General features: G+C 70.6%; 29 protein-coding genes and 1 pseudogene. 1 reads left to right on the top strand and 29 read right to left on the bottom strand.

Annotated features, from left to right (window positions below; all coding sequences use genetic code 11):
* Positions 1-21 precede the first annotated feature (21 nt).
* The 19 genes from OG764_RS29770 to OG764_RS29860 form a co-directional block, all read right to left on the bottom strand.
* Entirely contained in the window at positions 22-975 is a 954-nt protein-coding gene (locus OG764_RS29770) for a hypothetical protein (RefSeq protein ID WP_328971503.1), read from the bottom strand.
* 79 nt (positions 976-1,054) lie between these two features.
* A complete protein-coding gene (locus OG764_RS29775; protein ID WP_328971504.1) occupies positions 1,055-1,282 on the bottom strand; it encodes a hypothetical protein in 228 nt (75 codons plus the stop codon).
* 426 nt (positions 1,283-1,708) lie between these two features.
* Positions 1,709-2,452 (bottom strand): DUF317 domain-containing protein, encoded by a 744-nt coding sequence (locus OG764_RS29780; RefSeq protein ID WP_328971505.1) that lies wholly within the window; start codon positions 2,450-2,452, stop codon positions 1,709-1,711.
* A complete protein-coding gene (locus tag OG764_RS29785; RefSeq protein WP_266440372.1) occupies positions 2,449-3,087 on the bottom strand; it encodes a hypothetical protein in 639 nt (212 codons plus the stop codon). Before OG764_RS29785 ends, OG764_RS29780 begins: the two co-directional genes overlap by 4 nt.
* Positions 3,088-3,194: 107 nt before the next feature.
* Entirely contained in the window at positions 3,195-4,091 is an 897-nt protein-coding gene (locus OG764_RS29790; RefSeq protein ID WP_328971506.1) for a hypothetical protein, read from the bottom strand.
* Positions 4,092-4,210: 119 nt separating this feature from the next.
* Positions 4,211-6,004: a type IV secretory system conjugative DNA transfer family protein gene (locus OG764_RS29795; RefSeq protein ID WP_328971507.1), complete on the bottom strand. Its 1,794-nt coding sequence runs from the start codon at positions 6,002-6,004 to the stop codon at positions 4,211-4,213.
* A 34-nt stretch (positions 6,005-6,038) separates the two neighbouring features.
* Positions 6,039-6,623: a hypothetical protein gene (locus tag OG764_RS29800; protein ID WP_328971508.1), complete on the bottom strand. Its 585-nt coding sequence runs from the start codon at positions 6,621-6,623 to the stop codon at positions 6,039-6,041.
* Positions 6,624-6,659: 36 nt separating this feature from the next.
* Complete coding sequence (locus tag OG764_RS29805) at positions 6,660-7,316, bottom strand: DUF317 domain-containing protein (RefSeq protein ID WP_328971509.1); 657 nt, start codon at positions 7,314-7,316, stop codon at positions 6,660-6,662.
* Between the two features lie 210 nt (positions 7,317-7,526).
* On the bottom strand, positions 7,527-8,186 hold the full coding sequence (locus tag OG764_RS29810) for a DUF317 domain-containing protein (RefSeq protein ID WP_328971510.1): 660 nt from the start codon (positions 8,184-8,186) through the stop codon (positions 7,527-7,529).
* 161 nt (positions 8,187-8,347) lie between these two features.
* Entirely contained in the window at positions 8,348-8,695 is a 348-nt protein-coding gene (locus OG764_RS29815) for a hypothetical protein (RefSeq protein ID WP_328971511.1), read from the bottom strand.
* A gap of 35 nt (positions 8,696-8,730) precedes the next feature.
* Complete coding sequence (locus OG764_RS29820) at positions 8,731-9,567, bottom strand: DUF317 domain-containing protein (protein WP_328971512.1); 837 nt, start codon at positions 9,565-9,567, stop codon at positions 8,731-8,733.
* Positions 9,564-9,938, bottom strand: coding sequence for a hypothetical protein (locus OG764_RS29825; RefSeq protein WP_328971513.1), 375 nt, complete (start codon positions 9,936-9,938; stop codon positions 9,564-9,566). Before OG764_RS29825 ends, OG764_RS29820 begins: the two co-directional genes overlap by 4 nt.
* 266 nt (positions 9,939-10,204) lie before the next feature.
* Positions 10,205-10,615 carry a hypothetical protein gene (locus OG764_RS29830; protein ID WP_266449489.1) on the bottom strand — a complete coding sequence of 137 codons (411 nt, stop codon included), beginning with the start codon at positions 10,613-10,615 and terminating at the stop codon, positions 10,205-10,207.
* 28 nt (positions 10,616-10,643) lie between these two features.
* The gene (locus tag OG764_RS29835; protein WP_328971514.1) at positions 10,644-11,402 is read right to left on the bottom strand and encodes a hypothetical protein; all 759 of its coding nucleotides are present in this window, start codon (positions 11,400-11,402) and stop codon (positions 10,644-10,646) included.
* Between the two features lie 29 nt (positions 11,403-11,431).
* A complete protein-coding gene (locus tag OG764_RS29840; protein ID WP_328971515.1) occupies positions 11,432-12,073 on the bottom strand; it encodes a hypothetical protein in 642 nt (213 codons plus the stop codon).
* Positions 12,070-12,819, bottom strand: a complete 750-nt coding sequence (locus tag OG764_RS29845) for a hypothetical protein (protein WP_328971516.1) — start codon at positions 12,817-12,819, stop codon at positions 12,070-12,072. The genes OG764_RS29840 and OG764_RS29845 overlap by 4 nt, the downstream gene beginning before the upstream one ends.
* Before the next feature lie 24 nt (positions 12,820-12,843).
* Positions 12,844-13,554, bottom strand: a complete 711-nt coding sequence (locus OG764_RS29850; protein WP_327167734.1) for a hypothetical protein — start codon at positions 13,552-13,554, stop codon at positions 12,844-12,846.
* A 32-nt stretch (positions 13,555-13,586) separates the two neighbouring features.
* Positions 13,587-14,318: a relaxase/mobilization nuclease gene (locus tag OG764_RS29855; protein WP_328971517.1), complete on the bottom strand. Its 732-nt coding sequence runs from the start codon at positions 14,316-14,318 to the stop codon at positions 13,587-13,589.
* Between the two features lie 23 nt (positions 14,319-14,341).
* On the bottom strand, positions 14,342-14,761 hold the full coding sequence (locus tag OG764_RS29860) for a hypothetical protein (RefSeq protein ID WP_328971518.1): 420 nt from the start codon (positions 14,759-14,761) through the stop codon (positions 14,342-14,344).
* A 158-nt stretch (positions 14,762-14,919) separates the two neighbouring features.
* On the opposite strand from OG764_RS29860, the gene OG764_RS29865 reads away from it, so the two are divergent.
* Positions 14,920-15,657 carry a TIGR02391 family protein gene (locus OG764_RS29865; protein WP_328971519.1) on the top strand — a complete coding sequence of 246 codons (738 nt, stop codon included), beginning with the start codon at positions 14,920-14,922 and terminating at the stop codon, positions 15,655-15,657.
* 67 nt (positions 15,658-15,724) lie between these two features.
* Here OG764_RS29865 and OG764_RS41795 read toward each other — a convergent pair whose 3' ends face one another.
* From OG764_RS41795 to OG764_RS29910, 10 genes and pseudogenes are all read right to left on the bottom strand, one after another.
* On the bottom strand, positions 15,725-16,222 hold the full coding sequence (locus tag OG764_RS41795; protein WP_443056253.1) for a hypothetical protein: 498 nt from the start codon (positions 16,220-16,222) through the stop codon (positions 15,725-15,727).
* Positions 16,223-16,486: 264 nt separating this feature from the next.
* Positions 16,487-17,503: pseudogene (locus OG764_RS41800) on the bottom strand (MFS transporter); the annotation flags it as partial.
* A gap of 54 nt (positions 17,504-17,557) precedes the next feature.
* The gene (locus OG764_RS29875) at positions 17,558-18,613 is read right to left on the bottom strand and encodes a hypothetical protein (RefSeq protein ID WP_328971521.1); all 1,056 of its coding nucleotides are present in this window, start codon (positions 18,611-18,613) and stop codon (positions 17,558-17,560) included.
* Positions 18,614-18,761: 148 nt separating this feature from the next.
* Positions 18,762-19,754: a hypothetical protein gene (locus OG764_RS29880; protein ID WP_328971522.1), complete on the bottom strand. Its 993-nt coding sequence runs from the start codon at positions 19,752-19,754 to the stop codon at positions 18,762-18,764.
* Positions 19,755-19,807: 53 nt separating this feature from the next.
* Positions 19,808-20,242, bottom strand: coding sequence for a hypothetical protein (locus OG764_RS29885; RefSeq protein WP_328971523.1), 435 nt, complete (start codon positions 20,240-20,242; stop codon positions 19,808-19,810).
* A gap of 23 nt (positions 20,243-20,265) precedes the next feature.
* The gene (locus OG764_RS29890) at positions 20,266-20,568 is read right to left on the bottom strand and encodes a hypothetical protein (RefSeq protein ID WP_328971524.1); all 303 of its coding nucleotides are present in this window, start codon (positions 20,566-20,568) and stop codon (positions 20,266-20,268) included.
* 148 nt (positions 20,569-20,716) lie between these two features.
* Positions 20,717-21,304: a hypothetical protein gene (locus OG764_RS29895; RefSeq protein ID WP_328971525.1), complete on the bottom strand. Its 588-nt coding sequence runs from the start codon at positions 21,302-21,304 to the stop codon at positions 20,717-20,719.
* Between the two features lie 278 nt (positions 21,305-21,582).
* Entirely contained in the window at positions 21,583-21,939 is a 357-nt protein-coding gene (locus OG764_RS29900; protein WP_328971526.1) for a hypothetical protein, read from the bottom strand.
* 116 nt (positions 21,940-22,055) lie between these two features.
* The gene (locus tag OG764_RS29905; protein WP_328971527.1) at positions 22,056-22,631 is read right to left on the bottom strand and encodes a hypothetical protein; all 576 of its coding nucleotides are present in this window, start codon (positions 22,629-22,631) and stop codon (positions 22,056-22,058) included.
* A complete protein-coding gene (locus tag OG764_RS29910; protein WP_328971528.1) occupies positions 22,628-24,145 on the bottom strand; it encodes a VirB4 family type IV secretion system protein in 1,518 nt (505 codons plus the stop codon). Before OG764_RS29910 ends, OG764_RS29905 begins: the two co-directional genes overlap by 4 nt.
* Positions 24,146-24,166 lie beyond the last annotated feature (21 nt).

The following is a 24,166-nucleotide window of genomic DNA, read 5'->3' on the forward strand; positions in this document are numbered from 1 at the left end:
CGCGGAGAGGAAGGGGGTTGGTCAGCGAGTTCGGGCTGGTGTTGCGGTGACGCCGTTGCCTGGCAACGGAGTTGTGGTCAGCGCGGGGGCGTGGGGGGCGCGGCCGAGCTGGGCGGCGACGGCCATCGCACCGCTGAGGGTGAGGCGGACGCGGTCCTGGGGAGGGCCGCCGTCGAACGCCGGTGGAGCGGAGGCGGGTTCACGTGCGGTCAAGCCCTGGTGCTCCAGGGCGAGCACGGTGTCGATGTGTACGGTGCGTGATCGGCTGTGGATGTGTTCGCGGCCTCCACTCCGGCCGATTGCGAGGTGACCGCGGGCGGCGGCATACAGCGCGGTCCGCTCGGCGGGGGTCAGGCAGCCTGCTGCCGTGGCACCGGTGAGGCTGCTGCGGTGCATCTCCAGGGCGACGGCGGTCGCTGCCTCCAGCGCCGCAGCCGGCCCCAGTGCCGTCAGCTCCTGCGCGAGCGCTATCTGCCGGTTGATCTCCTGGGTCCCGCGTTCCTGGTCCGACCCCGATGCCGGGGCGCCGAGAAGGTCCTTGGCCTCGGCGAGGTGACGGGCTGCTCCTGCGGTCAGGTAGGCGAGTTGCTTGATCCGGATCGCGGCGTCCGTGACTGCGACGGTCGCGGGTATCGGCTGGTCCTGGATGGCCTGGACCGCTTCGGTGCAGGCGCTCACGAGGAACGTGGCGGAGGTGTGCCCGCGGGCCGCACCGTAGGCCGGGCGGAGTCGGGCGAGGTGGTCGTTGTACTGCGTGAACTGGTCGGCGAGGGCGAGTAGACGCACGATCGGCGAGGGTGGTCTCTGGAAGGAGGGTTCGGGCGGGACGGGCGCGGAGGCCACGGGCGGCGCGGGATCAGGACGTGTTGGCGGGACGGGTGCGGAGGCGGGCGGCGTGGGTTCGGAGCGTGACGGAGGGGCGGTCGCGGCCGGTGCGGGCTCGTCGGGGAGGGAGAAGAGGACGTCGTCGGTCATGGGCGGATGAACCCTTCAGGGACGGGGTCCCGGATCGGGTCAGGGGCGCAGGCTGCGGCCTGTGGCTGGGGCTGCCGGGTCAGTGCCGTGTAGGCCCTGACGTTGCGGAGGGGCTGGGCGGCAGACGGACGGCCTGGAGCGGGGTGGCGGGCTTTCCGGTCTTGAGGGACGGTGCCAACTCGCGCAGCTCAGCGGTCATGTGCTGGGCACGGTTTTCCACCATGGCGAGGCGGATGGCCACGTGATCCGGCAGCTTGTGGCTGTGGGTGTACCGGGCCCGCTGGATGAGTGCGACGGCGGCATCCATCTGCGCGGCGACCTGTTCGAGGACGAGGTCCTGGTCGTCGTCGATCCCCGTGGCCTGGAGCAGCTCGTCCAGAGCGCTCGGCAGCGCGGGACGTTCGATCGGCAGGCCGTACAGCTGGGCGTGCAGGGAGTTGGCGAGGGCGAGTACGGAGCCGCCGGTGCTTCGGTATCCGTAGCGGGGTGCGGCGTTGCGCGTCAGATTGAGGTTGTAGGTGACGGCGTGGGGCGGGGGTGGCGGGGTGGTCGAGATGTGTGTGGCCAGGGCGCGCGCGATGTCGAAAGGGGTGGGCGCACTGGCGGGGGAGGCTTCGGCCGGGGGCGGACTCAGGGGTACTCCAAGGGGGCGGATGGTTAGCGTCGTGCGGTGCTCTTCGGTGCGGTAGCGGGGGCAGTCGTCAATCAGGCGTAGCCGCTTCTGGTGGTCCGATCAGGGACGGCGGGGCGGTGCCGCGGGTGGGCGGGGCTGAGGGATCTGGGCGAGTGCGTGGTGTACGTGGGCGCCGAGGCTTGCGGAGTGGGCGGGCGTGATGATCGCGGCGCTCAGGTCGCGGGAGAGGAAGGGGATCTCGCGGTACTGGCGCTCCACGGGCGTGCTGGACGCCAGGTGGGAGAAGAACTGGGCGACCAGCGGCGCGGGCACGGCGTCGGTGAAGGTGGCGCTCCAGTGCGTGTCGAACCCGTCGTAGACCGAGTGCTCGAAGGACCAGCCGACGCCGGGGCGGGGGCGGTGGTGCACCGAGCAGTGGCTGTCCGGGGAGCTGTAGGCGCTGTTGTCGGGCGCGCGGACCCACCGGTTGGTGACGGCGATCTCGCGGAGCGAGAGCGTGGTGATGGAGATCTGTCCGGCGTGACGGTGGTCGCCGAGGAGCTGCGGCAGGCTCTGGGCGACGGCCGATACCGCCTCGATCGGGGCCTGGCGGCTGATCTGGATCTGCCAGTGGGGCTCGACGTTCTCTATCTTCCACCACAGGCCGTCGGGGCTCTCGGGGGTGAACTCCAGCGCTGCTGTGCCCTGCGGATGGGTAAGCCTCACCTGCTGCGGGTTCTGTTCTGCCCGCCAGTCGAAGAGGTGGACGAGCGGCCCGATGACGTCGGGGATCTTGTCGGTACCCGCGCCGGCCAGGTAGCGGGGGGAGACGAGGACGCGGTCGGTGGGGGCGAAGTCGGTCACCTGCGCCCCGGGCTTCGCGGTGCGGGCGGCGAGGCTGCGGGTGCCGTGTCGGTGGGGTGAGGTGCCGCGACGCCTGCTGGCGGACCGAGGACTTCAGGCCGTGCCGCATGCTCCTTCGGCGTGGTGGTCACGCTGGGACTACCCGCTGCCTGGGCGATCAGCTGTTGGTCCTCGCGTCGCGCGGCGAACGAGGCCAGGCGATGGGACAGGCGCTGTGCCAGCCGGTGGTACGTCTTCGCCGCTCGATCCAGTTCCTCGGTGGCCTCGCTCAGCCTGCTGCGGCTCGCCGCGGGGGTCTCATCAGCGTCGTCGTACAGCAGGACTTCGGTGCGGCGGTGGATGGCGAACGTGCACAGGGTGGCGGCGAGAGATATCTGGGTTGTGGCTTCGACGAGTTCGGCGAGGTTCTCGTGGCCGTCCTTCATGGCGGCGTACTGGCTGGTCGACAGCGTGAGGGCCTGCTGGGTGCACTGCATCGCGAAGTCCTGTACGCGGACGGCGGTCGGCCCGATCTCGCGAAGGGGTTTGGCTATCTCTCCCGCCCTCACGCTCTCCACCTCCTCGCGCAGGGCCTTCAGAGTGGGGGCCACCTGGCCGAGGAAGCGGGTCTGTTCTGCAAGGTCGATGATCTGCAAGGCGAACTCTCATGGGGTATCGGGCACAGGTTGGGTTCCAGGGCGCGGGCACGAAGGTGTCGACGCTGGTGCCTACGGGCGGTCCGGGGCGTTGTCGCGCATCCCGGCTAGCGGGTGCGCGCCGCCGGTGGGCGGACCGGACGTACGGGAGCGGAAGCCGGAGCGGGCAGTGGGACCGGGCCGAGGCTGTCGAGGGCCTGGCGGCCAGTGGGAGTGAGGTGCAGTCGCTGGCCCGTCACGAGGGTGGTGGCGGAACTACGCTTCACCAGATCTTGCGCCTCCAAGGCCTCCACCGTGCGCATGGTGAACCGGTGAGCGCCGGGCTGGCCGGACAGGGCCAGCTTGTGCCTGCTCAGATACACGGTGATCTCGTGCTCGGCGATGACCTGGAGCGCGCGGTGCTGGGCGTCGTTCAACTTGGCCGGGACCCGGGGTGGGGATGGTTGCGGACCGCGGTCGGAGTTCGTGTCTGCCGGCGAAGGGTCGGGGCGCCCGGGTGCGTCGTCCATTGCGGGCGGCACGGTTGGGGAGCTGGGCGCTGACGACGGCTGGGGGGCGGTCGCGTCCGGCCCTATTTGGTCGCGGGCCTCGGACAGTGCCCGGCGGATGACGGGCAGGTGCTCATCGGTGGCCTCGTAGAAGTCGAAGCGGTCCATGGCGTCGTCGACCGTGCCGTACGGGGTGGGCTCGCAGGCGATGGTCAGGGGGGCGAGGATCTTCGTATAGCCGGACAGCGCCTCGGCCAGCGAGACCGTCGTCAACGAAAGGATGTGGGTCGGCCGCCAGATGCTGGGCTCGGGGTGACGGCGGGCGTGGTCGCTGTGGGCGTGCGCCTCGTCGGCCATCCGTGAGAGGAGTGCACTGACTTGGCTGATGTGCCGTGTGACGGTGCTGACGGAGACGTGGTCGATGCCAATCGGGTGCCGGCGAAGATCCTCGATGATGTCGTCGATGAAGTCAGACAGGCCGGGGTATTCCAGGGGCGGCGGGTTCGAATCAGGCACAGGGGTCCTTCTGTTTCAGGGGGCAGGCTGTCGTGGGCCAGGGCGAGACCCCTCCCGGTGTCTTCGGGAAGGTCAGTGCGACCGGCACGGAGTGTGCGTCGGCGAGCGGTCCGGCTTGTTCACGCCGCCTTCCCGAAGTCGTCCTTCTTCGGCGAGGCTTTGGCGACCGCTCGGTCGGTGATGCCCTGGGACGAGGCGGCGGAAGCGGCGGCGAGGGTGCCTGCGCCGGGCTCCAGGTACCAGGGGCGCAGGTCGAGCATGGCGGCGCGCATGCCGGTGGCGAAGCACAACGCGGTGCCCTTGGGGAGGGCGCGGATCGCGTCCGCGGGAAGGATCCGCTCCTGGCGCATGCTGATGCTGGTGGACTTCCCCGAGTCGGAGATGGAGGTGGACTTCGTCTCGACGTCGTGGTCACCGATCAGCCTGCTGAGCTTGTCGGCGAAGTCCGGGTCGTCGATGCCGGAGCCGATCACCTTCACGGTGGACGCGGACCACATGGCGTCCATGCCTGCGTCGCCCCAAACCTTCTGCCCCTGCCGGTAGGACTGCAGGATGGTGATCGGGATGATCCCGCGGGACCCGAGGTGGGAGTACAGGTCGGGGAGGTCACTGATCTTGCACACATTGGCGGCCTCGTCGAGGATCGCAAGCATGGGCGGGTCCAGGCGTCCGCCGGCCCGTTCGGCCTGGGTGGTCGCGGCCCGCATCACGGAGTCCGCGCACGCGGCGATCAGCGCACTGGCTCCGCCGCCTCCGTCCTTCGACAGCAGGTACAAGGTGTCCTTGCTGGTCACGAAGTCGGCGGGCTTGAACTCGGCGACCCCCTTCTGCGGGGTGACCCACGCGGCGATCTCGCTGTTCAGGAGCGCTGACGCGTACTGCCTCGCGGTCTCGTAGATGCCGTCGCGGGTCTCCGGCGGGCCTTCGACGGTGCCCTTGAGCTGTGCGGCGACGGCCGAGAACCCGTGGTCGCGGAGGATGTCCAGAGGCCTGCGGTCGGCGGGGAAGGCCAGCCACTGCATGACGTCGGTGATGGGGCGTTCGTCGAGAGCCGCGGCCAGGAACAGTTGGCTCAGGATGTTGGATCCGGCCTTGGACCAGAAGTCGCCCTGCTGGGAGGCATCCACGCTCGCGGCGAGGAAGTGCCCGGCCAATCGTCCCGCTCCGTCGAGGGACTTGGCGGTGGCGAGCGGGTTCCACCACATCTCACGGGCCGCGTGGGCGATCTGCTGCGGATCCATGCTCCAGGTCCGGCCGTTCTCTCCGCGGGCGTCGAGCGTGGCGGTGTAGGCGTCGCCGGCGGCTTTGTTCGAGGTCAGGAGCACGGGGCCGGGGGCGGCGAGGATCGCGGGGATGGCCAGGCAGGTCGTCTTGCCGGATCGGGGGGCCATGATCGCGACCGCGACGTCCTCGAAGCCCATCCGGACCTCGGAGCGGCTGCCCTGCAGGTTGCCGAGCAGGACGCCGGTGTCGGAGGCGTCGATGGCCTTGGCGTCCTTCAGGCTGGGCCTCAGGGAGCGGGCCTTGGCGGTGATGGCCTTGGCGAGCAGCGGCTCGATGTCCCTCTGCTTGGCCATCCCGGCGACGCGCTTCCTCTTCCCGCTCGTGCCGCTGTGCCGGGTCCACCACAGGTATCCGAAGACGGTGAGGGCGAGGAGGACAGTGGCGGGGACGATGCGGGTGCCGATGAGCAGGGACGTTTCTCCCGCCGCGGGCCAGAGGCGTTCGGGGTGGAAAAGAGCTTCGGCCGGCTGGTAGGGGACCCAGGGGCCACTGCTGGTGACCCAGGCGGTCGCGTTGCCGCCCAGCCAGGCCAGGGTGGACAGGGGCAGGGCAACGGCGAAGGCGCCGAGGAGGGCCTTGAAGGCTATGTCGTAGCCGTCGGAGTTGGAGTTAGGGGAGGGGCTGGACAAGAGGGCGGTTCCAGGGGAAGGGGGCGGTGGGCTTCTACCGGCGGGGCTTTGCCGGGACGGAGTCCCGGCCGGGGAGCGCGGCGACTGGGGCGGTTGCCGGCCGGGACTGGCTGCGCCGCAGAGCGTTGTGGATGTCGAGGACGGCCTGGCCGTGGAGGGACCATTCGTCCAGGTAGTGCCAGGCCTCGGCGTTCCGCCCGGCGAGCGGCCCGTCGTACTCCTCGACCCCGGGCCGTACGGACTGCGGCAGGGTGGCGCGCAATGCGAGCCACTCGCTCTGCAGGGAACCGATCCGTTCCTGGGCGGTGCGCAGAGCGCCGATCTGCCAGACCCAGCGGTGGTGGACGCTCCGCTCCGGAAGCCTCTGCAACTGGGCCTCGGCTGTGGCGACCAGGTCGTCGGCTCCGGAGCGGACCCGGTTGAAGGACCGCCAGGTGTCGGCGTCGCGCTGGGCCTGGCGGAACCCGTAGGCCCCCTCGTCGTGCGGCCAACCGTCGGGTCCGGTGTGCTCGTCGGAGTAGGTGTCCCAGGCGGCGAGGATCTGCTCCGCCTCGCGGAGGTAGAGGGCGAGCTGGTCCAGGAGGTGCTGGTGCCTGGAGTGGAAGTCGGCGTTGGTCACGGGTCCTTCGGGGGTCGGGGAGTTCTCGGCTGGCGGCTACCGGGCGGGCCTGGCCGGCGCGGCGGTGCGCGGAAGTGCGGGCGCGGTCACGGCGGTGGTGAGGTGCGGCTTGGGCCGGTGGCGGCGGGTCTCGGCCAGGCGCTGCTTGTGTGCGCTGACGACCTCGGAGCCGATCGCGAACTCCGGTCCCTGCATGAGATGGGCACTGTCGTTGATCTTGAATCGGGCGCGCAGGACCGGCGCGGGGTTGGAGATCGCCTCGGCGACGGCGGCAAGCAGGTGAGCGGGGGTCGCCGCGTCGAGGTGGGCCCGCCAGATGCGCTGCTCCGGGCCGTGCTCACCGAAGTAGTGGGCGGCCTCGATCTCCCAGCCCATGACACCCAGGGAAGGCGAGACGTACAGCTCGACCTGGACGATGGTGTCGGGGGAGGTCAGCCTCTGCGAGCCGGTCTCGGACGTGGTGTGCTCCCAGCCGCGGCCGGTGAGGACCTCGATCACCGAGGGGGCCGGTTCTTCGGGCTCGGGCCGGATGAGTGCGTCGGTCAGGCCGGCCACGATCTCGGCGGGGGTGTCGCCGTTGAATGTGGCGTACCAGAAGCCGGGACCGTGGTTGTTGTCGATGCGCCACCAGCGGGTAAAGCTGCTGGGCGTCGGCGTGAGGTCGAGCCGGAAGGCGTAATCGGGGCTGGTCATCCGGATCGCGGGGTGCAGGGGGTCGGAGTCCAGGCTCCATCCGCGTGCCCGCAGTGCGTGGGTGACGTGGCGGGGGTCTCCGGCGTCGGCGAGGTAGCGCGGGGTGATGGCCGAGCCGAGGGCGTTCTCGTGGTCGTAGGCGAAGGCGGCGAGCTGCCGGTCGGTGATGGACAGAGGGACGGCTCCTTGAAGACCGGTCGGGGGGTGGTGTTACCGCCGGGGCCCGGTGGCGACGGGCGCCACCGGGGCCGAGCCGGGGACGGGCTGGGTGGTGAGGGCGGTGCGCCGGCTGCGTACGGCGGTCGCCCGGGATCGGGCCAGGCGCGCGGTGTGTTCCTTCGCGAGGTCGTCGCCTTGGCGGCCACCGGGCTTCTGGGTGACGAGGCCGCTGTGCGGGACGTCGTACTCGGCCCGTGCAACGGGCGCCGGATCGACCAGTGCGGTGACGAACGCGGCGGCAAGGTGCGGGGCGTTGCCGAGGTGGGCCTCCCACACCGTTTCCTGCCCGCCGAGGCCGTCGGGGAGCAGGGCGCAGGCGATGAAGCCGGTGTTCCAGCTGATCTTCCTGTCCCAGCGGCGGAGTTGCAGGATGCCGTCGGGATGTTCGGCGAGCTCGTGGCCGCGCTCGTTCTGGGTGTAGCTCCAGCCCGCCTTCGTGACGATGGACCACACATCGGGGGCGGTCTCGGGCGCTGGGGCGAGGAGGGCGTCGGTGAATCCGGCGAGGATCTCCACCGGGGTGTTCCCGCCGAACTCGGCGTACCAGTTCTCGGTGTCGCTGGTGCAGCTGATCCGCCACCACTTGGAGTACGACTCGTTCTCCGGCTCCAGGGCCAGGGCGTAGCGCTGGTCGGGGCTGGCCAGGATCACGTGCGGGTAGTCCGGGTCGGAGTGGTTGGACCATCCGGCTGCCCGCAGGGCTTGGGTGATGTGGCGGGGGTCGCCGCGGCCGGCGAGGTGCCGGGGGCTGGTCTCGAACCAGATCCGGCTGTGCGGTTCGTCGGCGCGGGTATGGATGAAAGGCCGCTGGCTCAGTTCGACACTCCCGGCGTGTCGTCGATGGCTTGGTCCAGGCGGCGGACCTCCCAGTGCAGCGAGTGCCACTGCATGATCTCGGTGGCTGCTTCGCGGAGGGTGGCGACCACCGAGCTGACGTCGCTGGTGTACGGGTCAGCGTTGGTGGCGATGGCTCGGGCGGATGCGCGCAGGACGTCGGACAGGAGCATCGGGATGCCGTCGTCCTCGTCGACAAGCGGTATCAGCAGCGTCAGGACCTCGTCGATGGGCGGCTCGGCCCGCAAGTGGTCCCTGAGCTCCAGGAGGATGTCGACGGCCTGGTCGATCTTCTCCCGACTGGGGCCATTGGAGAGTGCGGTCATGGGGTTCCTCGGTGGTCGTGGTGTGGGCCGGACGGTCAGCGGCGGGCCTTGGTGCCGGCTGTCGTGTGGGTGCTGGAGGGGGTTCGCTGGCGGGGGCGGGCGGCGCTCCAGGAGTTGCGGGCCCAGGTGGCGGCGCGGGCGGCGGTGATCCGGGCCTGCTGCCAGGCCCCGAGTTCGGAAGGGCGTACGGACACCGAGGTGGTGCGGATCCACTTCGTGGCCGGGACGTTGCCTCGTGGGCGCAGCACTGGGGTGGGGTCCGAGAGCGCGGCCGAGAACTCCTGGACCAGGTGCAGTGGTGTCGTGGAGGTGAAGACGGCGTCCCAGGCGCGGCCGTGCTCAGTGCGGGCACCGGCCCACCAGTGCGCCTGGCTGGGCCCGTCCTGGTGGTATTGCAGCCAGGCGTTGCGGTCCGGGGCGACCGCGACAAAGTGCACCAGGTCCTGCTCGGGGTCCTGGTGGTCCTCCTCGACACGGGAGGTCTCCCACCCGTTCTGTTCCAGCGGGGCCCACACGTTCGGGGCATGGGCGGAGCGCGGTTTGGTCAGGGTGTCGGTCAACCCGGCGACGATCTCGATCGGTACGGCTGTGGTGAACGTGGCGTGCCAGGCCGGCTGCTGCCCGATGGGCTGTCCGGAGACGGTCCAGCCGCCGGGCATCGCCGTGGGGTCGAAGCCAACCCGTACGGAGCGGTCGGGGCTGTCGAAGACGATCGGGCCGCCCGTGCGGGAGATGTCTTTCCAGCCGGAGGCGCGCAGGTACTCGGCGACGAAGCGGAGGTCACCACCGCCGCCGAGGTAGCGGGGCTCGACCAGATAGTGCTGCTGGGGCTGGTCGGCGGTCGGCCCCCAGCCTGTCCAGGTCTTCTTCACCGGTGCCTCCTGGCGACGAGAGCCGAGGCCGCGGCCGGGAGCGGGGTGGTTGCCGGGGCCTGAGCGAGTCGGCGGAGGTCTTCCGCGTGGTCGTCGAGGTCGAGGCCGATGTCGTGGAGCTCGTTCGCGGCCCGGCCGAGGGCGAGCCATGCCTCGGGCGGCAGTACTCCTGCGGTCGCCCGGTCCTGGGCGAAGCGCGAACCGGTGACCATCAAGTTGGTCAACTGTCCGAGGATGCCGTCTTCGTGGTCAAGGACCTGGCTGAGGGTCCGGGCGGCCTGGCGGGGCGGAGCCGTGGCCAAGTGTTCGTTGAGCAAGGCGATCTGCTGCGCGATGTGCCGGGTCAGGACGTCAGGGTCGTGGACGGTCATGCTCCTCCTGGCCTCTCGGCGGTGGTGCCTGTACGCCGGGACTCGTCCAGCACCCCGAACGGGGCGGTGGCGAGCGGGTTGTGCCGGCCGACTGAGGCAGCGGTCACTGCGCGGAGATAGCGCCGCAGAAGGAAGACGGCCAGGCGCGGGCGGCGGGTGGGGGAGATAGGGGGCAGGTTGGTGGGGTTCTGCTGGATCGTGGTGCTCCGTGTGGTGTGGCCGCCCCGGCCCGGATGGGATGGGCCGGGGCGGCATGCGGGTAGTGGTCAGCGAGACCGCGGAGGGGATCGGGGCGGTGCCGGGGGAGCAGCAGCGGGAGCCTGGGCACCCGCGGTCCTGGCCTGCTCGTGGCGGTGGGCGGCCATCGTCTGAGCCCAGGCGGTCACGTCGTACACGTCCGGGTCGATGTTGACCTTGTAGTCGGCGATGAGTAGGGGCAGGGCCGCGCGGGTGGCGAGCTGCTTCTGGGCCTGTTCGCTCAGGCCGTCGGGGGTTTCGTGCCAGACGTAGACGGGGCCGGAGGTCGCCTCCGTGTGGCGTTCAAGGCCGGCGCTGTCGAGGAGGGCCAGGAGTTCTTCGGGTGCGTTGCTGCGGCTGACGATGTGGACGCTGCCGGGGGTGTGGGCCCGTCGGTAGATCTCGACGTCGGTGCCGGCTTCATCGGCCAGATTTCCCACGGGGGATCTCCTCACGGTGGTGGGTGGATCAGCGGGTCGCAGAAGCGACCGCCGGGGCGGGCGGGCGAGTGGGCAGTGCCGTGGGAGCGGGGGCCGGTCGGGCCGGGCGCATGGTGACGCCGACGCCGATACGGGCCAGCTGCTGGGAGACAGCCTGGACGCGGGCGATCTGCTCGCGGTCGCCGTACGACGCCGGCAGCATGAACTGCCGGTGGTAGGGGTGGTACTGGAACCCGGCGCCGTACAGGACCGCGGTTGCCTCGCGGACTCCGGTGACGGCGCCGACGGCCCCGTCCGGGTGCCAGGCCATGCTCACCGCCCCGGTGATCAGCACCGGTTCGGGTCGGCGGGGCGCGGGGTGGGCGGTGTTGTGCCGGACCTGGCGCAGCGCCTTCTCGTAGCGGGGGAGCAGCCTGCGGGTGACTTGGGCGGCGGCGCGGGCCGGGTCGGCGGGGATGGTGATGCCGTTGGGTTCGTCCACCTGGTGGAAGGCGTCGTGATGGGCGTCTGGTTCCAGCGCGCCGATCATGAACTGGTGCCGGTATCGGGGGCGGTCGAAGAGCAGCAGGCGTGCTCCGTCGGTTCGGGTGAGCACGGCCTGGTGGCCGAGGACGAAGTTGGAGGTGGCGTAGCCGACGGCTCCCATGTCCCACACCGTCGACGTGGTGGCGATTTGGTCATGGTAGACGGCGTGGCGGGTGTAGGTGCTGGTCCAGGTATCGGGCAGGCGGGCGGCGAGGCCGTCTGCGAAGGCCGCAAGGTCGCTTCGATGGTGTCGTGGAGGCATGGTCGTTTCGGGGGTGGAGTGCGGCGGGTTCAGCGTCCCCGGGCGGGTGGCGACGCCGCTGGGCCTGGAGGTGCAGGTGGTTGCTGGGCGGCCGGTTTGGCGGAAGCGGCCTGATTGCGGATGTGCCGGATCTCGTCGCCGCCGCGCGAGAGCACGCTGGTGGTGTCCATCAGCCGCATCGCGAGGTCGTTCTTGGACAGTGCGCCCTCGGTGCGCTGGCTCCAGGTGGCCCAGGTCGTGATCAGGGTCTGCACCAAGTGGGACAGCAGGCCCTCGGTGGGCGCGGCCACTTCGGCGAGGATCTCGGCGACCTGCTTGTCGTCGGTGGCCTTGCTGGCCTGCTCGGTGAGCTGGTCCAGGTAGCGGTGGGCCGCTGCCCGGTCGCCGTCGGGGGTGGCGAGCGTGTTCAGGGAGGGATCCAGGTAGACGCTGAACCCTGAGAGCAGGAGGGCCTGGGCCGCGGCGGTCGCGTAGTGGCGCTGCTGGTCGACGGGCATGTCGTGCGGCTGGCGGAGGTAGTGGACGCCGCCGTCGCGGAAACGTCCGACGGTCTCCAGGATGCCCGCGGCTTCCGGTGTGCATCTGCTGGTCACCACCAGCTGGGTGCGCGGGTCGCGGGTGATGGTGACGTAGTCAAGGACGAGGAAGTCGGGCTCTCCGCCGTCCTTCACCGGGAGCGCACCGTGTTCGCCCCGGCCGGGCGCGGTGCGGGCAGCGGCCTCGTTGCCGGCGTGCCCCGGTGTGGCGCGTTGCGCAGGGTCACACCGATGTTCAGGGCCCCGAGAGCGGTGCCGGCCGCCCGCACGCACCGTGCCTGGTGAGCCGTGTCGTCGCCGGAGGCGACGTACGTCTGCTGGCCGGGGTCGTGGACGAACCCGTGGGCGGTCAGGACCTTGGCCACCTCCGCCCGGTCAGTGGTGGCGGTGAGGTCGCCGGATTCCGTCCAGCTCATCACCAAGGTGTCGGGCTGGGAGGAGGCGCGGTTCAGGCTCAGGGCGTTGCCCTGGACCTGGGCCAGAGCGGTCTCATAGCGGGGCAGGAGCTGGGTGGCGATGGCGTCGGCGGCCTGCTCGGGGTCGGCGGTGATCGTGATTCCGTCCGGCTCCGGCACCCCGCGAAACGCCTCCGCGTGGGTGTCGGCGGGGGCCATGGCGGCGACGAGGAACTCGTCCTCGTAGCGGGGGTGGTCCATGAGGAACAGGCGCCGGCCGTCCTCGCTGGTGAGGATGACGTCCTGCTTCAGGGGGTGCTGGGCGAGGGCGTCGGCGACACGGTTCATGTCCCAGACGTCGGCGGTGAGGAAGAACTGGTCGTCGTGGGCGGTGTGCTGACGCAGTTCCCTGGTCCAGGTACCGGGCAGGAGCTGGGTGAGGATGGCGGCGAAGGAGTCGAGCTCTTCGGGATCGTGGTCAGGCATGGGTTCCTCGGGCGGGATCGGGCGTCAGCGGCGGCGGCCGGCCGGGGCGGGCGGAGCGGCGGCCGGTGCGCTGGGCGTGGTGGGGATACGGGCGGGCGCGGGACAGGGGCAGGAAGCCGACTTCTCGCGCTCGTCACCGGCGACTTCCTGCGGGCAGGGTGCTCGGTGGGGGTGTACTGCTTGCCGGTCGGCGAGATCGTTTCGGACGTGCCGCAGGTCGGAGGCGAGGACGTGGAGCCGCTCGTCGGCAAGGTGGCGCAGCCGGGCGGCCGTGTGCGGGTCCGCGGGGTGTCCGAGGTCCTGCAGGAAGTCGGCCGCGGTGTGCAGGACTTTGGTGAGGGCCGCCAGGATCCCGTCGTGGGTGGCGGTCAGCTCCGTGAGGGTGTCGGCAACCTCTTCGGTGCTCTCGGCTTCCCGGATCCGGACCGCGAGGTGTCGGACTTGGTCGCCGAGGGTGAGGTAATGCGGTTCGCGTCGCTCGGTGGCGAAGACGGGGTCGGTGTCGAGGTCGTAGCCGACGGTTTGCAGGCGGGCCACGGCTCGGGTGGCGAGGCGGATTTCCTCGTCCTGGTCGAGGCCGGTGGGCAGGCGGTGGTAGGTCTCGTGGCGGCGGACCACGGGGACGAACCCGGTGCGCTCAAGGAGGCTGTGGGCTTCCGGATCGCCTCCACGGGCGAGGACTTCACCGGAGTGCGGATCGCGCCGGATGGTCAGGACACGTTGGGCAAGGGCCAAGAAGAGAATGCTTTCTGCAAGGGAGAGGCGGGTCAGCGGCCCCGGGGGGAACGGGGCGCCGGGAAGCCGGCGGGGAGACGCGGGGAAGGGCTTGCGAGCGGGGCGCCGAGATGCTGACCTGCCCTCTCCATGAGGCGGCGCGCGACGGCCAGATGCCGGTGCGCCTCGTCGGACAGGTGCGCCGCGATGCTGGGGTCGAGTCGCTCGGTGGTGGGCCGCGTAGCGGTCAGCATGTTGGCTTTGAAGGGGCTGACGTGGTGCTCTCGGGGGGAGAGAAGACCAAGGTCTGCTTCGATACGCCGGCATTCCGCGGCCAGGACGTGGTGAACCTGCCTGGGCAGGGCCGCGCGGTTGCCGTCCTCGCGGATCAGGTTGGCGAGCAGGTCGAGGCGGTGGGACTGGTCTCGAACAGCGATCCACCTGCTTGGATTCGGTTCGCCGGGCGGTGCGATCCCTGCGACGCGCGCGAGCCGGTAGCCGACCTCGGACCATTCGGCGGGAGTGAGTTCCCGGTCCTTGGGGTGCAGGCGGACGCTGGCGTGGAAGATGACGCGGGGGTCGCCCCTGTAAGTGGCGGGGAACGGGTGGAGCCTGCGCGGGTCGTCGATGTGCTGGGCCCACTCGACCGAGGTCCAGGTCCGGTCGTCGTCGGTGAAGTAGTCGAGGTAGTGCCAGTGGGCGACGATCGTGCCCTCGGTGGTCAGCCCCTCCTGGTCGCTGACGGGTCGGCCCAGCGCTTCGGCGAGCCCGTCCACTGAGGACATGCTCGGCTCGTGCACCGTAGGGATCATCGGATGCCGGCCCGGCCGTCGGCGACGTGGACGAGCTGGTTCAGCTCGGTGATTGAGTACCAGCCCACATCGACGGACTCGCTGCCGGGGAACTTCGGCACCAGGTAGTCCTGCAGGGCCCGCTGGTAGATCAGGCAGTCGGGGCAGTGCGCGGAGAGGTGGACGAGGTAGCGGGGGTGTCCGGTGATGAAGCTGCGTGCCCCTCCCTCCGGGTTGCGCAGGCGCCACCCGTCCTCGTTCGTCGGGGTGTGCCAGGACGGGGTGACCACCGTCATCGCGTCGCCCCACAGGGTGCCGTCGTCCACACCCTTGATGACCACGATCCGGTCGCCGGGGGCGAAGTGCTCGTGGGTGATGTCCCGCTCGGGGGTGACTGCATCGGCGGGTATGAACGCGGCGCGGTTGGCGTCGGGCACGGCAAAAGTCCTTCCACGAAGGTGCCGCGGGGAGCGGCTGGTGAAGTACTTCAATGGTCTGGAGAATCCCCGGTTTGGCTGACCGGGGATCGTCGGCTATATATGTCCGCTCCCGGATACCGCTGTACGCCGGTGGGCCAGCGGGCTACCTTCCCGGAGTGACCACGAATACCGCTGCCCCTGTGTCGGCCGACGCTCTACGCACCCTCCCGACACCCGAGCTGGGGATGCTGCTGCTGGCGGACCTGGTCAAGGAGCCGTTCTTCCTGCCGCAGAACATCTTCGCTCGGGCCAGAATGGCCTTCCGAGGTGTTCCGGATGCGGAGGAGCTCGTCGAGCGAATTGGCGAAGCTTGGGCCTGGCTGCAGTCCAAGGCGCTGGTCAGCGTTGCGACCTCACGGCCCAGCGACAATCATCGGGTGACCAAGGAAGGTCGGGAGCTCATCGGCGATCCGGCCGCGCTCCGGAAGCTGGAGGCGGCCGAGCGCCTGGCGGGGCCCCTGCACCCTGACCTGGACGGGCACGTACGAACCATCTTCAACCTCGGCGAGTATGAGACGGCCTGCTTCGCTGCAATGAAGGCCGTCGAAGTCGCTGTCCGTAACGCCGCTGGTCTGGAGAACTCCCTCGTGGGTGTCAACCTGATGAGGGCAGCGTTCCGCGTGGCGAATCCTCAGAAGACTTCTCCAGCCGGCCCTCTCACCGATCAAGGGGCAGAAGGCGGCGAGCAAGACGCGATGACGAACCTCTTCGCCGCGGCGATGGGGGCCTTCAAGAATCCTCCGAGCCACCGCACAGTTGTCTTTGACGACGCGATTGAGGCAGCCGAGATCGTCCAGTTCGCGGATCTACTCCTGCGACTTGTCGAGCGAGCCAAAGCGCGAGGAGCCGCGTAGTAGCGGATGTACGTCAGAGCTACCTGCGCTGCCTGATTGCGTGGCAGTGACGTCGATCGTGCTGCGGTTAACGAAACGGGTTCTCCGTTCCCCGATCCTCCGTTGTGGCCGCATCGAGCAGCTCGGGAAGGTCCGTGCCCTCGGCATCGCGCTGGTCTATCCACCAGCCGGCCCGGGTGACCGTACGGACCTTCTCTTCCAGGGCGGACCAGTCCGCCTCGTCCCAGGACCCTTCGGCGACGAGGGCGGTGTACGCGGTGGTCGCCAGCTGGTAGCGGGATCGCTCGCCCCAGGCCAGGGCCCGGTCCGGGCCCTCCAGCGGCGGCATGTCGAACTGCTCCGTCCAGGCTAGTGCGGCCTGCTGCTCCTCGGCGCGCTTGGCGGCGAGCCATTCCTCCTTGGCGGCGGTGTCGGAGTCGCGGGCGGCCTTCCAGCAGTCGGTGCAGTCCCGCTCGCCGAGCCAGCGGGCGAATCCGGCCCGTTTGTCGGCGGGACGGTCCGACAGGTTCCGGGTGATTACGTGTCCACAGCTGTGGACGATCTTCCATTCGGTTCGTACGGCCATGCGTGAATCTCCTTCGAGGGCTGCTGAGTTGGGGTTGTGTGTCTGGCGGGGGCGCCGGTGGCGGCCGAGGCGACGGCCGGGGCCGAGCTTTCGGCGGGCGAGGGTGAGGATGGTCAGCGAGGTGGCGGCTCCGGCGGCGGGGAGCCCGGCCAGTACGTAGGGGTGCTCGGCGAGCGCTCCGGCGAGAGCGGTCCCGGCGGCCTGGCCGGTGCCGACCGACAGGATCAGCCAGGCGTACGCCTCGGTGGTGCGGGAGGCGGGGGCCAGGGAGTCAACGGTGTGGAAGCCGTTGGTGATGATCAGGGTGAGGAACAGTCCCGGGACGACCGCCAGGGCGATGGCGGCCCGGGGTTCGGGCTGGGCCAGGAGCGGAACCCATCCGACGAGGAACAGGGCGCTGGTGGTGATGAGTTGGGTGGTGGTCGTGCCGGGCCATGTCCTGCGCGCGTAGATCAGGCCGCCGAGGAAGCTGCCGGTGGAGAACGCGGCGGGCAGTACCCCGGAGAGCATGGCCAGTCCGTGGACGGTGGCCATGCCGGCGGCCCAGACGGTCATCGCGCCGAGCGCGAAGCCCGTTCCCGCCAGGGCGGTGCACAGCAGGACCAGGCCGGCCCCGATCAAGCGGCCGCTTCCCGCCGCCCCGTCTGCGGTGACGGGACGCCAGGTCCGTGACGGGGCGGCGGTCAGGACGATCACCGTGCCCACGAGCCCGAGTGCGGCGGTCGCGGTCAAGGCGGTGTCGGAACCGTGCGTGGTGGAAAGCCAGGAGGCGAGCAACGGGCCCGCGATATAGAGGAGTCCCTGCGATCCGGTGTCCAGGGCCTGGACGACTCGGCGCTGCCCGAGATCGGGCACGACGGTCGGCCACAGGGCCCTCAAGCCGGATTCCAGCGGCGCCGTGACCAGGCCCGCGAACCCCACCACCGCGGTCACCACCGCTGGATGCCCGCCTGCGCCGATCCAGGGGAGCGCGGCCAGGCAGCCGGAGTTCAGCAGCACCGCCGGGGCAGAGACGCGGGTCTGACCGTAGCGGTCCATCAGCCTGCCCTTGACCGGCTGGGACAGCCCGGACGCCAGCCCGTACAGCGCGGCGAGCAGGCCGGCGAAGGCCAGCGACCCACCACCTCCGGTGATCCACAAAACCAGCGAGACGGGGACCATGCCGTTGGGCAGGCGTCCGGTCAGGGTGCCGCCGAGCAGGCGGACAACGTGCCGGCTGCCTAGGACGGCGCCGTACGTGGCGGGCGGTGGGGTGGTGGTCGGGTGATCGGCCAGGGTCAACAGGGCAGGGCTTTCCGTCAGAAGGCGGGCGAGGGGTGGGCGCCGGGCTGGCCGCTAGCGGCGGTGCGCGGAGGTAGTGCTCGCTGCAGGTGCTGTCGCCACGGGCGTGGTGGTGATGGCTGGTGGGCGGGGCGTGGGCAGATGCCGGGGAGCGGGGGTTCGGTGCGGTGGCAGGACGGCCACGGCTTCCTCCAGCTGCTCTCCGACGCGCGTGAGGTCCTGCAGCAGGTGGCCGGTCTGTGCCGAGAGCACCCGCAGGCGGACGGCGATCTCGTGACCGGCCCGGGTGTCCAGCGCGGCGGCCCAGGTGGCGCACGTGTCGAGGAACTCCGTGAGCTGGGCGATGTGCCCGGCAGGGGCGTGGGGCGGCCGGTCGGTGACGTAGGAGATCGCCTCCGCGACGGAGGCGCTGTGCTGCGCGTCGATGACGTCACGCGTCAGCTGGGCGAGAGGGAGCCCGGGGAGCGCGAGCGGTGCCGGAGCGTGCCCTTCGGGGAAGAGCACCCCGGGCGGGACCGCTGGCGGAAGGTCCCGGATGGCCGCGTCGTCGGTGTCGTAGCAGCCCAGTACCTGCATGTGCGGGCTGTCGATGTCCCCAGCGAGGATCAGGACGACCTCTTCGTCCTCGTCCGGGTACGGGAGCACGGCGAGGGTGAGCTGGCGGCCTGTGGCGTCATACCGCGATTCCTGAGGCTGGAGCAGATCACGGCTGCGGGCCGCACGGGCCCGGGCCGTCCACCACTCCTGCTCCTCTCCCGTGAGCCGCGGACCGGGGCGCGGGGGATGGGCCGGCTGGAGGGCCAGGTCCCGCAGGAGTACGTCGTGCTCGCCCCAGGTCCGCAGGTAGGGCCACAGCCGTGCGTCGCGGGCTGCGGAGTCGTGGCCCGTGGGGTGGTCCTCCAGGATGCGTACAGCTACATCCGCGGCGTGGGCGAGGTCGGAGACCAGAAGCTGCCAGCCGGCGTGGTGGCGAGCGGGCGGCATGGCCTCGATACCGGCACTCGCGTGGGCGAGCAACGTGGGCACGTGGGGAAGGAGATTGCCGAAGAGTTCGGCGAGCTCCCGGTTGCGGTCCGCCTCGACGGCCTGGGCAGCCTGCTCGTCGAGCATGTCGCCGTGGCGGTTGTGGAGGCGCTCCAGGGCAAGCTCGCAGCTGAGCGTGGTGACCGAGAACCGGGTGCCCCAGCCGGTCAGAGCGTTGATCGCTTCTTGCAGTGGTGGGGTTGGGGAGTGAGGGATGAAGGCTCCAGGGTGGCGGCTACCTGCGGTTGCGTGAGGCGGCGATCTGCAGGGGCGGGGCGGGGAGAGCGGCTGCCGTGCGGACCGGGGGGAGGACTGTCCGGGGCCAAGAGGCTCGGCTGACGGAGCGGGCGAGGTCGACCAGGTCCTGGCCTTCGAGCAGCCACACCGCCAGCGGATCGGGATCGAAGGTCTTCTGCGGCTCCGTGGCGGCTTCCTGCGGCGGGGCTGGCTGGCCGAATACGGCATCCATGTCTTCCAGGAACGCCTGCTCATGTGGGTTGAGTTGGGTGTTGCTGGCGCGCACGGTGCTGATGATGTGCGGTGCGGCGTCGGCGAAGCGGGCGAAGGCGTCGGCCAGGTCATGCTGGGGCGGATCTGTGACCGTGCCGGGCTCGTACGCCTCGTGGGCCCAATCCAGATCGTCCCTGAGGGTGATCAACTGCAGCCGCCAGAAGGCATGGTGGTATTCGGCGAGGAGGGAGGAGCTGACCTGGTGGGCGGCGTGAGCGTGCGCGTCTCCCACTGTGATGCTGGAGGGCCCGGCAACCTCTGGGGTCAGGTTCATGTCCGCCGGGATGAGTGCGCCGACGCGGTACTGATCGCGGCCGGGGACCGGTACGACGGCCAGCTCGACGCCGCTCTCGCCGCGAAGGATCGCCGCGGCCAGCAGACGCTCGGTCTTGACCGTGTGCGCGAGGGGGTCGGCGCGGGGTGTCCACAGGTCGTACAAGAGGTCCTCTTGCACTATCGGGACCGGGTAGTTCTCGACCCGCACGCTCCACTGGCCGGGCAGGTTCTCACCAAGCTCGCGGGCGAAGTCTCCGATGTAGCGGCTGCCGTTGGTGGCGACCAGGGTCTCGTGCGCCAGAGCGGTGCCGCCGAGGGCGGCGAGCGACTGGCGGGCGCGGGCTATGTCGGTCAGGGGCGTGACGTAGTTGCCGTCGCTGTTCTTCTCGAATCCTGCGAGTTGGAGCGCGGTCCGGGCCCAGCGCCAGTTCTCGCCGGACACGAGGCCGACGATGCCGTCGTGGCGGCTGGTGAACAGGGTGATCTCGGACGAGGTCAGCGGGGACCTCCCTCGGCGCCGGCGGTGAGTGCCGGAGCGGGCCCGGACCGGTCGCGCAGGGTGTCGTGCGCGGCGGCCAGCAGGTCGACGCCGAGCTGGAAGAGCGTGCGGTCGGCGATGTCGAGGAGGTCGCTCGTGCGGTCGTAACGGGCGGCGAGCTGCGCGTGGCCCTGTTCCCGGCAGCGGCTGCCGGCGGCGCGAAGCAGGTTCCGCAGCGCGATCAGTCCGGCGTCCTCGCCACCGGCGGCCAGTTCGGTCAGAGCGTGGACCTCGGCGGGTGTCGTGGCCTGGGACATGGCCTCGGTGCAGGCGTGCAGCGGGGCGGCGGGATCGCGCGAGACGGGCAGGCCGCGCAGGAAGGCGGCGGCCTCCTGGCCGGCCCGGCGGCGCAGTTCGCTGCTGCCGGGCCCGTCGTAGGTGGTGGTGAGCATGGGCGGGTTGGATCCTTCTCGCGTTAGCGGGTGCGGCTGGGCTGTGTGGATGCGGCTGGTGTGGGGGTGGCCGGCGTGGTCTGCGGCGGCTTGGAGCCCCAGGCCCGTGCGGTGGCGTACTGGGGCGAGGCAGTGGCGGCGGCCTGCGGTACTCCGATGCGGTACCACTCGCGCGGGTCCCGGACCGGCCCGGTCTGTGCCGTCTTGGTGTTCGCGGGATCGAGGGAGTAGTCGGCGTGGACGTGGTATCCGCTGCTGCGCAGGCTCTCGACGGCCTGGCGGGTGCGGCGGGGCCCGTCGTGGGTGGGGGCCGTCAGCAGGTACACGCCGTGCAGGCCGTGAAGGGGCTGGAAGCCGAGGCGGGTCAGGTACCACTGGCTGATGTGGTGGGGGATTCCTTGGGCGGAGGCGACGTACCCGTACCTGGGGTGCGTGCCGACGACGAACTGTTCGGGCAGAAAGACTCCTTGTGGATCAGCGGCGCGTGGTGCGCGATGGGGAGGCGGGGGCGGAGACGCTCGTGGCGACCGGGGTGGTGGACAGCTTCGGCGCGGTTCGGGGCACCCGGCCCGGGCCAGGACCTGTCGGCGCCCACATCGCCGCGTTGTCGGTGAAGGGGTAGAGGGGGTCGGTCGCCCACCCGACAACAGGACCGCGGTGCTGTTCGCTCAGGCTGATGACCTCGATGCCGTGCGGGTGCAGCACGTACCCCCACTCCAGATCGTCTGTGGCCTCGGGGTTGACGGTCATCCGCTGCGGGGGCGAGCCGTCCAGGGTCCAGAGGTTCTCGGGCTGAGTGCTCGGCCAGGTCTCGCCGCCGGTGAGCGCGAGGAACAGCTCCGGGGGAGCGTGGTCGAGGAGGTCGGTACCCAGCTCGTCCCAGCCGATGGCCACGTCGTCGACCAGGTGCCGGGACATGGCTTCCAGGTCACAGTTGAACCTGTACTGGTAGGCGGTGAGGAGGAGGGGGAGATGGTGGCTGGGCAGCCCGTCGAGATGGACGTAGATGCCGTCGTACCCGCCGGCCTCGGTGGGTCGGGCGATGAAGGAGCGGGTGGTCATGCGGAAGCCGCAGGGTGGTGGAGATGGGCCACGGGAAGTCCGAGCGGCTGCAGTGCATGCACGGCCTGGTGCACGAGCTGCTCCTGCTGTTTGACGGGCAGGGCGGCCGGCGCGGTGTACGCATCCAGCCGGGAGCAATACGTGAACCCCCTTGACCACAGAAGGCGTTGCACCGGGTCGGTGAGGGGCAGCGTCATGGGTCCGGCGGCATGCAGTCCTATGTGGATGCTGACGGGGTGGTACACGGGGAACCTTCCTGAAAGACGGGGGCGGGGTGGTCAGCGGCTGCGGGTGCCGCGCCCGGTCGCCGGAGGGGCGGGGACTTCGGCCACGTGCACGCCGTGGGCTGCCGGTGGTGACTGTGCGCGGGCGAGCCGTGCGAGGAGTGCGTCGACCGCGGAGAGCAGTGGCTCGACGTCGGCGAAGTCGTCGGGGCCAGGGGACACCGTGGTGTCGTAGAGGACCGACATCGAGGTCGGGCTCTCGGCCGGAGCTTGGTGGGTGGCCAGCCAGCCGTTCTGCCTTCCGACGAGGACGACGGAGTCGTGCCCGGGCAGCCAGGCGTAGACGATCCAGTCGTCCAGCCCGTACTGGACATCGCAGCTCAGGCCGCGTTCGCGCAGCGGCGTGGTCACGTGGCCGAACCGGGCCCAGGCTCGCTGCCAGCTGGGGTCGAAGACGTTGCGGTGATCTGGCAGGGGCGCCAGTGCACGCTCCTTTGGCCGAGCTGCCGAAGGCTCCTGACGCGCGATCATCGGGTCCGGCCGGGCGGGAGCGCGGTGGTCGGGGGTGTCACGGTGTGTGTATTGGCCGCGAGGGCGCCGCGGGTGGTGATCATCCGGCTGATCTCGGTTGCCTTGCCGCGCAGTTGCTGGACGGCCATGCCCAGGTCGGTGCCGACGAGATCGAGGTACGCCTGGATGACAACCCGGACGTCGTCGGGCGGTGGGGTCCGCTCAGTGGAGGAGTGCCGGATGCTCGCGTGGAGGAAGCCGAGACGGTCCACTACGTGGCTCAGGTGGGCCAGGGCCGTACCGATAGGAATCGCGCACTGGGCGAGGGACGCGGTGCCGAAACGCTCGTACTCGGTGTAGTGGGTGAGCTTCTGGGTCTCGTAGCGGCTACTGGCGGCAAGCTCCTCGCAGACTTCGGTCAGGATCACGCCGAGGTCGCCAACCATGGTGTGGATGTCCGGGGTGATGTCGGCGCCGCGGCGCAGCTCTTCAGCCTTCGGAAGGTCGTTGGAGATCTTGTCCACGGTTCGTGCGAGCTGGAGGAAGTAGTCGGGATTCGTGATGTCAGGAATGGACTGTTCACGGCCTTTCAATGCATTCGGGCGTCGGTATCGAACAAGGCCTGCTCGGCGGGGTGGAGCAGATGCTGGACGATGAAGGACCGGCCTGCGACCTTCCACAGGCCGCGCCCGCGGCTGAGGTGGGAGATGGCTTCGGTCTCGACGGAGGTCAGGCCGAGCAGGGTGGCGGCTGCGTGGACCTGGTCGGTTTCCTGCCGGTAGATGATGCGGGTGGAGCAGTCCGCGAGGAGGCCTTCGGCTAGGGCGCGGCCCTGGGATCCGGCGTCACCGGCGGTCAGGAGGTCGGAGAGCCGGTGGATGACCATGAGGTTGGCGATGCCGAGTCCGCGGGAGAGCTTCCACTGGGACTGCATGCGCTGCAGCAGCGCGGGGTGGCGCATCAGGCGCCACGCCTCGTCGTAGACGATCCACCGTCGGCCGCCGCGCGGGTCGGTGAGGGCGGACTCCATCCAGGCGGAGGCGCAGGTCATGGCGAGGACGAGTGCGGTGTCGTCTCCGGATCCGCCGAGGCGGGACAGGTCGATGGACAGCATCGGGGTGGCCGGGTCGAAGGCGACTGTGGAGGGGGCGTCGAACATGCCGGCCAGGTCACCGTGGACCAGGCGGCGCATGGCGTGGGCGAGGTCGCGGGCCGCGTCTCCGAGGTGGCCGGAGACGGTGCCGGCTGCTTGGTCGAGGAGGGCGGGCTGGGCCAGGGTGTGGGCGATGTCGCCCAGGAGCGGGGTGCGGCCAGCTGCGGCGGCGGCCTTGACGACGCCGTCGAGGGTGATGTCGAGGGCGGTGTGCTCCATCGGCATGAGGTCGCGGCCCAGGACGGTGCGGGCGAGGGAGCCGAGCAGGAGCAGGCGGCGCTTTCGGATTTCACCCGCCCAGTCGGCCTCTGTCACGGACGGGGGGCGGGGGGCGGCGTCCATGGGGTTGAGGCGGCCGGGCAGGCCGGGGCCGAGCGCGATCGAGGTGCCGCCGAGGGCCTGCGCGACGGGCGTCCACTCACCCTTGGGGTCGCAGGGGACGTACACGCGGTATCCGAAGGCGACCGACCGCAGCGCGAAGCTCTTCGCGAGGGCGCTCTTGCCCTGGCCGATCACCCCGGCGAGCAGGATGTTCGGGTTGGTGAACCCGTCGACCTTGCCGTACAGGGTGAACGGGTCGAAGACGAAGGCGGCTTCGGCGTGGACGTCGCGGCCGATGTAGATGCCGTCGGCTCCGAGACCGCCTTCGGCGAGGAACGGGTAGGCGCCAGCGGCGACGGCGGTGGTCATGCGGTGGGCGGGCAGCCGGAGCTTGTTGGCCCGGGCGCTGGCGGCGCCGGGCCGTCCGGCGGCGGAGTAGAGGGGGAGGGGCATCTCCGACTCGGCGGGCTCGTGTTCGCCGGAGGAGGAGGTGGACTCGGCGCGGGCTTTGGCCTGGGCTTCGGCGAGCTGACGGCGGGCTGCCTTGCGGGCATGGCGGTCGGTGCCGTGGGGGGTGAACAGGGGGCTGGCGGAGGCGCGGCGGGCGCGGCGTCCGGGGCGGTGCTGGGACATGGGGGCGGATCGTTTCTGCGG

Source organism: Streptomyces sp. NBC_00239 (assembly GCF_036194065.1).
In the GTDB taxonomy this organism is placed as follows: Bacteria; Actinomycetota; Actinomycetes; order Streptomycetales; family Streptomycetaceae; genus Streptomyces.

Bases quoted from the DNA above. Each gene is read 5' to 3' on its own strand.
- OG764_RS29770 (WP_328971503.1), bottom strand. From the start codon at position 975: ATGACCGACGACGTCCTCTTCTCCCTCCCCGACGAGCCCGCACCGGCC.
- OG764_RS29775 (WP_328971504.1), bottom strand. From the start codon at position 1,282: ATGGATGCCGCCGTCGCACTCATCCAGCGGGCCCGGTACACCCACAGC.
- OG764_RS29805 (WP_328971509.1), bottom strand. From the start codon at position 7,316: ATGACCAGCCCCGATTACGCCTTCCGGCTCGACCTCACGCCGACGCCC.
- OG764_RS29815 (WP_328971511.1), bottom strand. From the start codon at position 8,695: ATGACCGCACTCTCCAATGGCCCCAGTCGGGAGAAGATCGACCAGGCC.
- OG764_RS29825 (WP_328971513.1), bottom strand. From the start codon at position 9,938: ATGACCGTCCACGACCCTGACGTCCTGACCCGGCACATCGCGCAGCAG.
- OG764_RS29835 (WP_328971514.1), bottom strand. From the start codon at position 11,402: ATGCCTCCACGACACCATCGAAGCGACCTTGCGGCCTTCGCAGACGGC.
- OG764_RS29845 (WP_328971516.1), bottom strand. From the start codon at position 12,819: ATGCCTGACCACGATCCCGAAGAGCTCGACTCCTTCGCCGCCATCCTC.
- OG764_RS29855 (WP_328971517.1), bottom strand. From the start codon at position 14,318: ATGTCCTCAGTGGACGGGCTCGCCGAAGCGCTGGGCCGACCCGTCAGC.
- OG764_RS41795 (WP_443056253.1), bottom strand. From the start codon at position 16,222: ATGGCCGTACGAACCGAATGGAAGATCGTCCACAGCTGTGGACACGTA.
- OG764_RS29875 (WP_328971521.1), bottom strand. From the start codon at position 18,613: ATGCTCGACGAGCAGGCTGCCCAGGCCGTCGAGGCGGACCGCAACCGG.
- OG764_RS29885 (WP_328971523.1), bottom strand. From the start codon at position 20,242: ATGCTCACCACCACCTACGACGGGCCCGGCAGCAGCGAACTGCGCCGC.
- OG764_RS29895 (WP_328971525.1), bottom strand. From the start codon at position 21,304: ATGACCACCCGCTCCTTCATCGCCCGACCCACCGAGGCCGGCGGGTAC.
- OG764_RS29910 (WP_328971528.1), bottom strand. From the start codon at position 24,145: ATGTCCCAGCACCGCCCCGGACGCCGCGCCCGCCGCGCCTCCGCCAGC.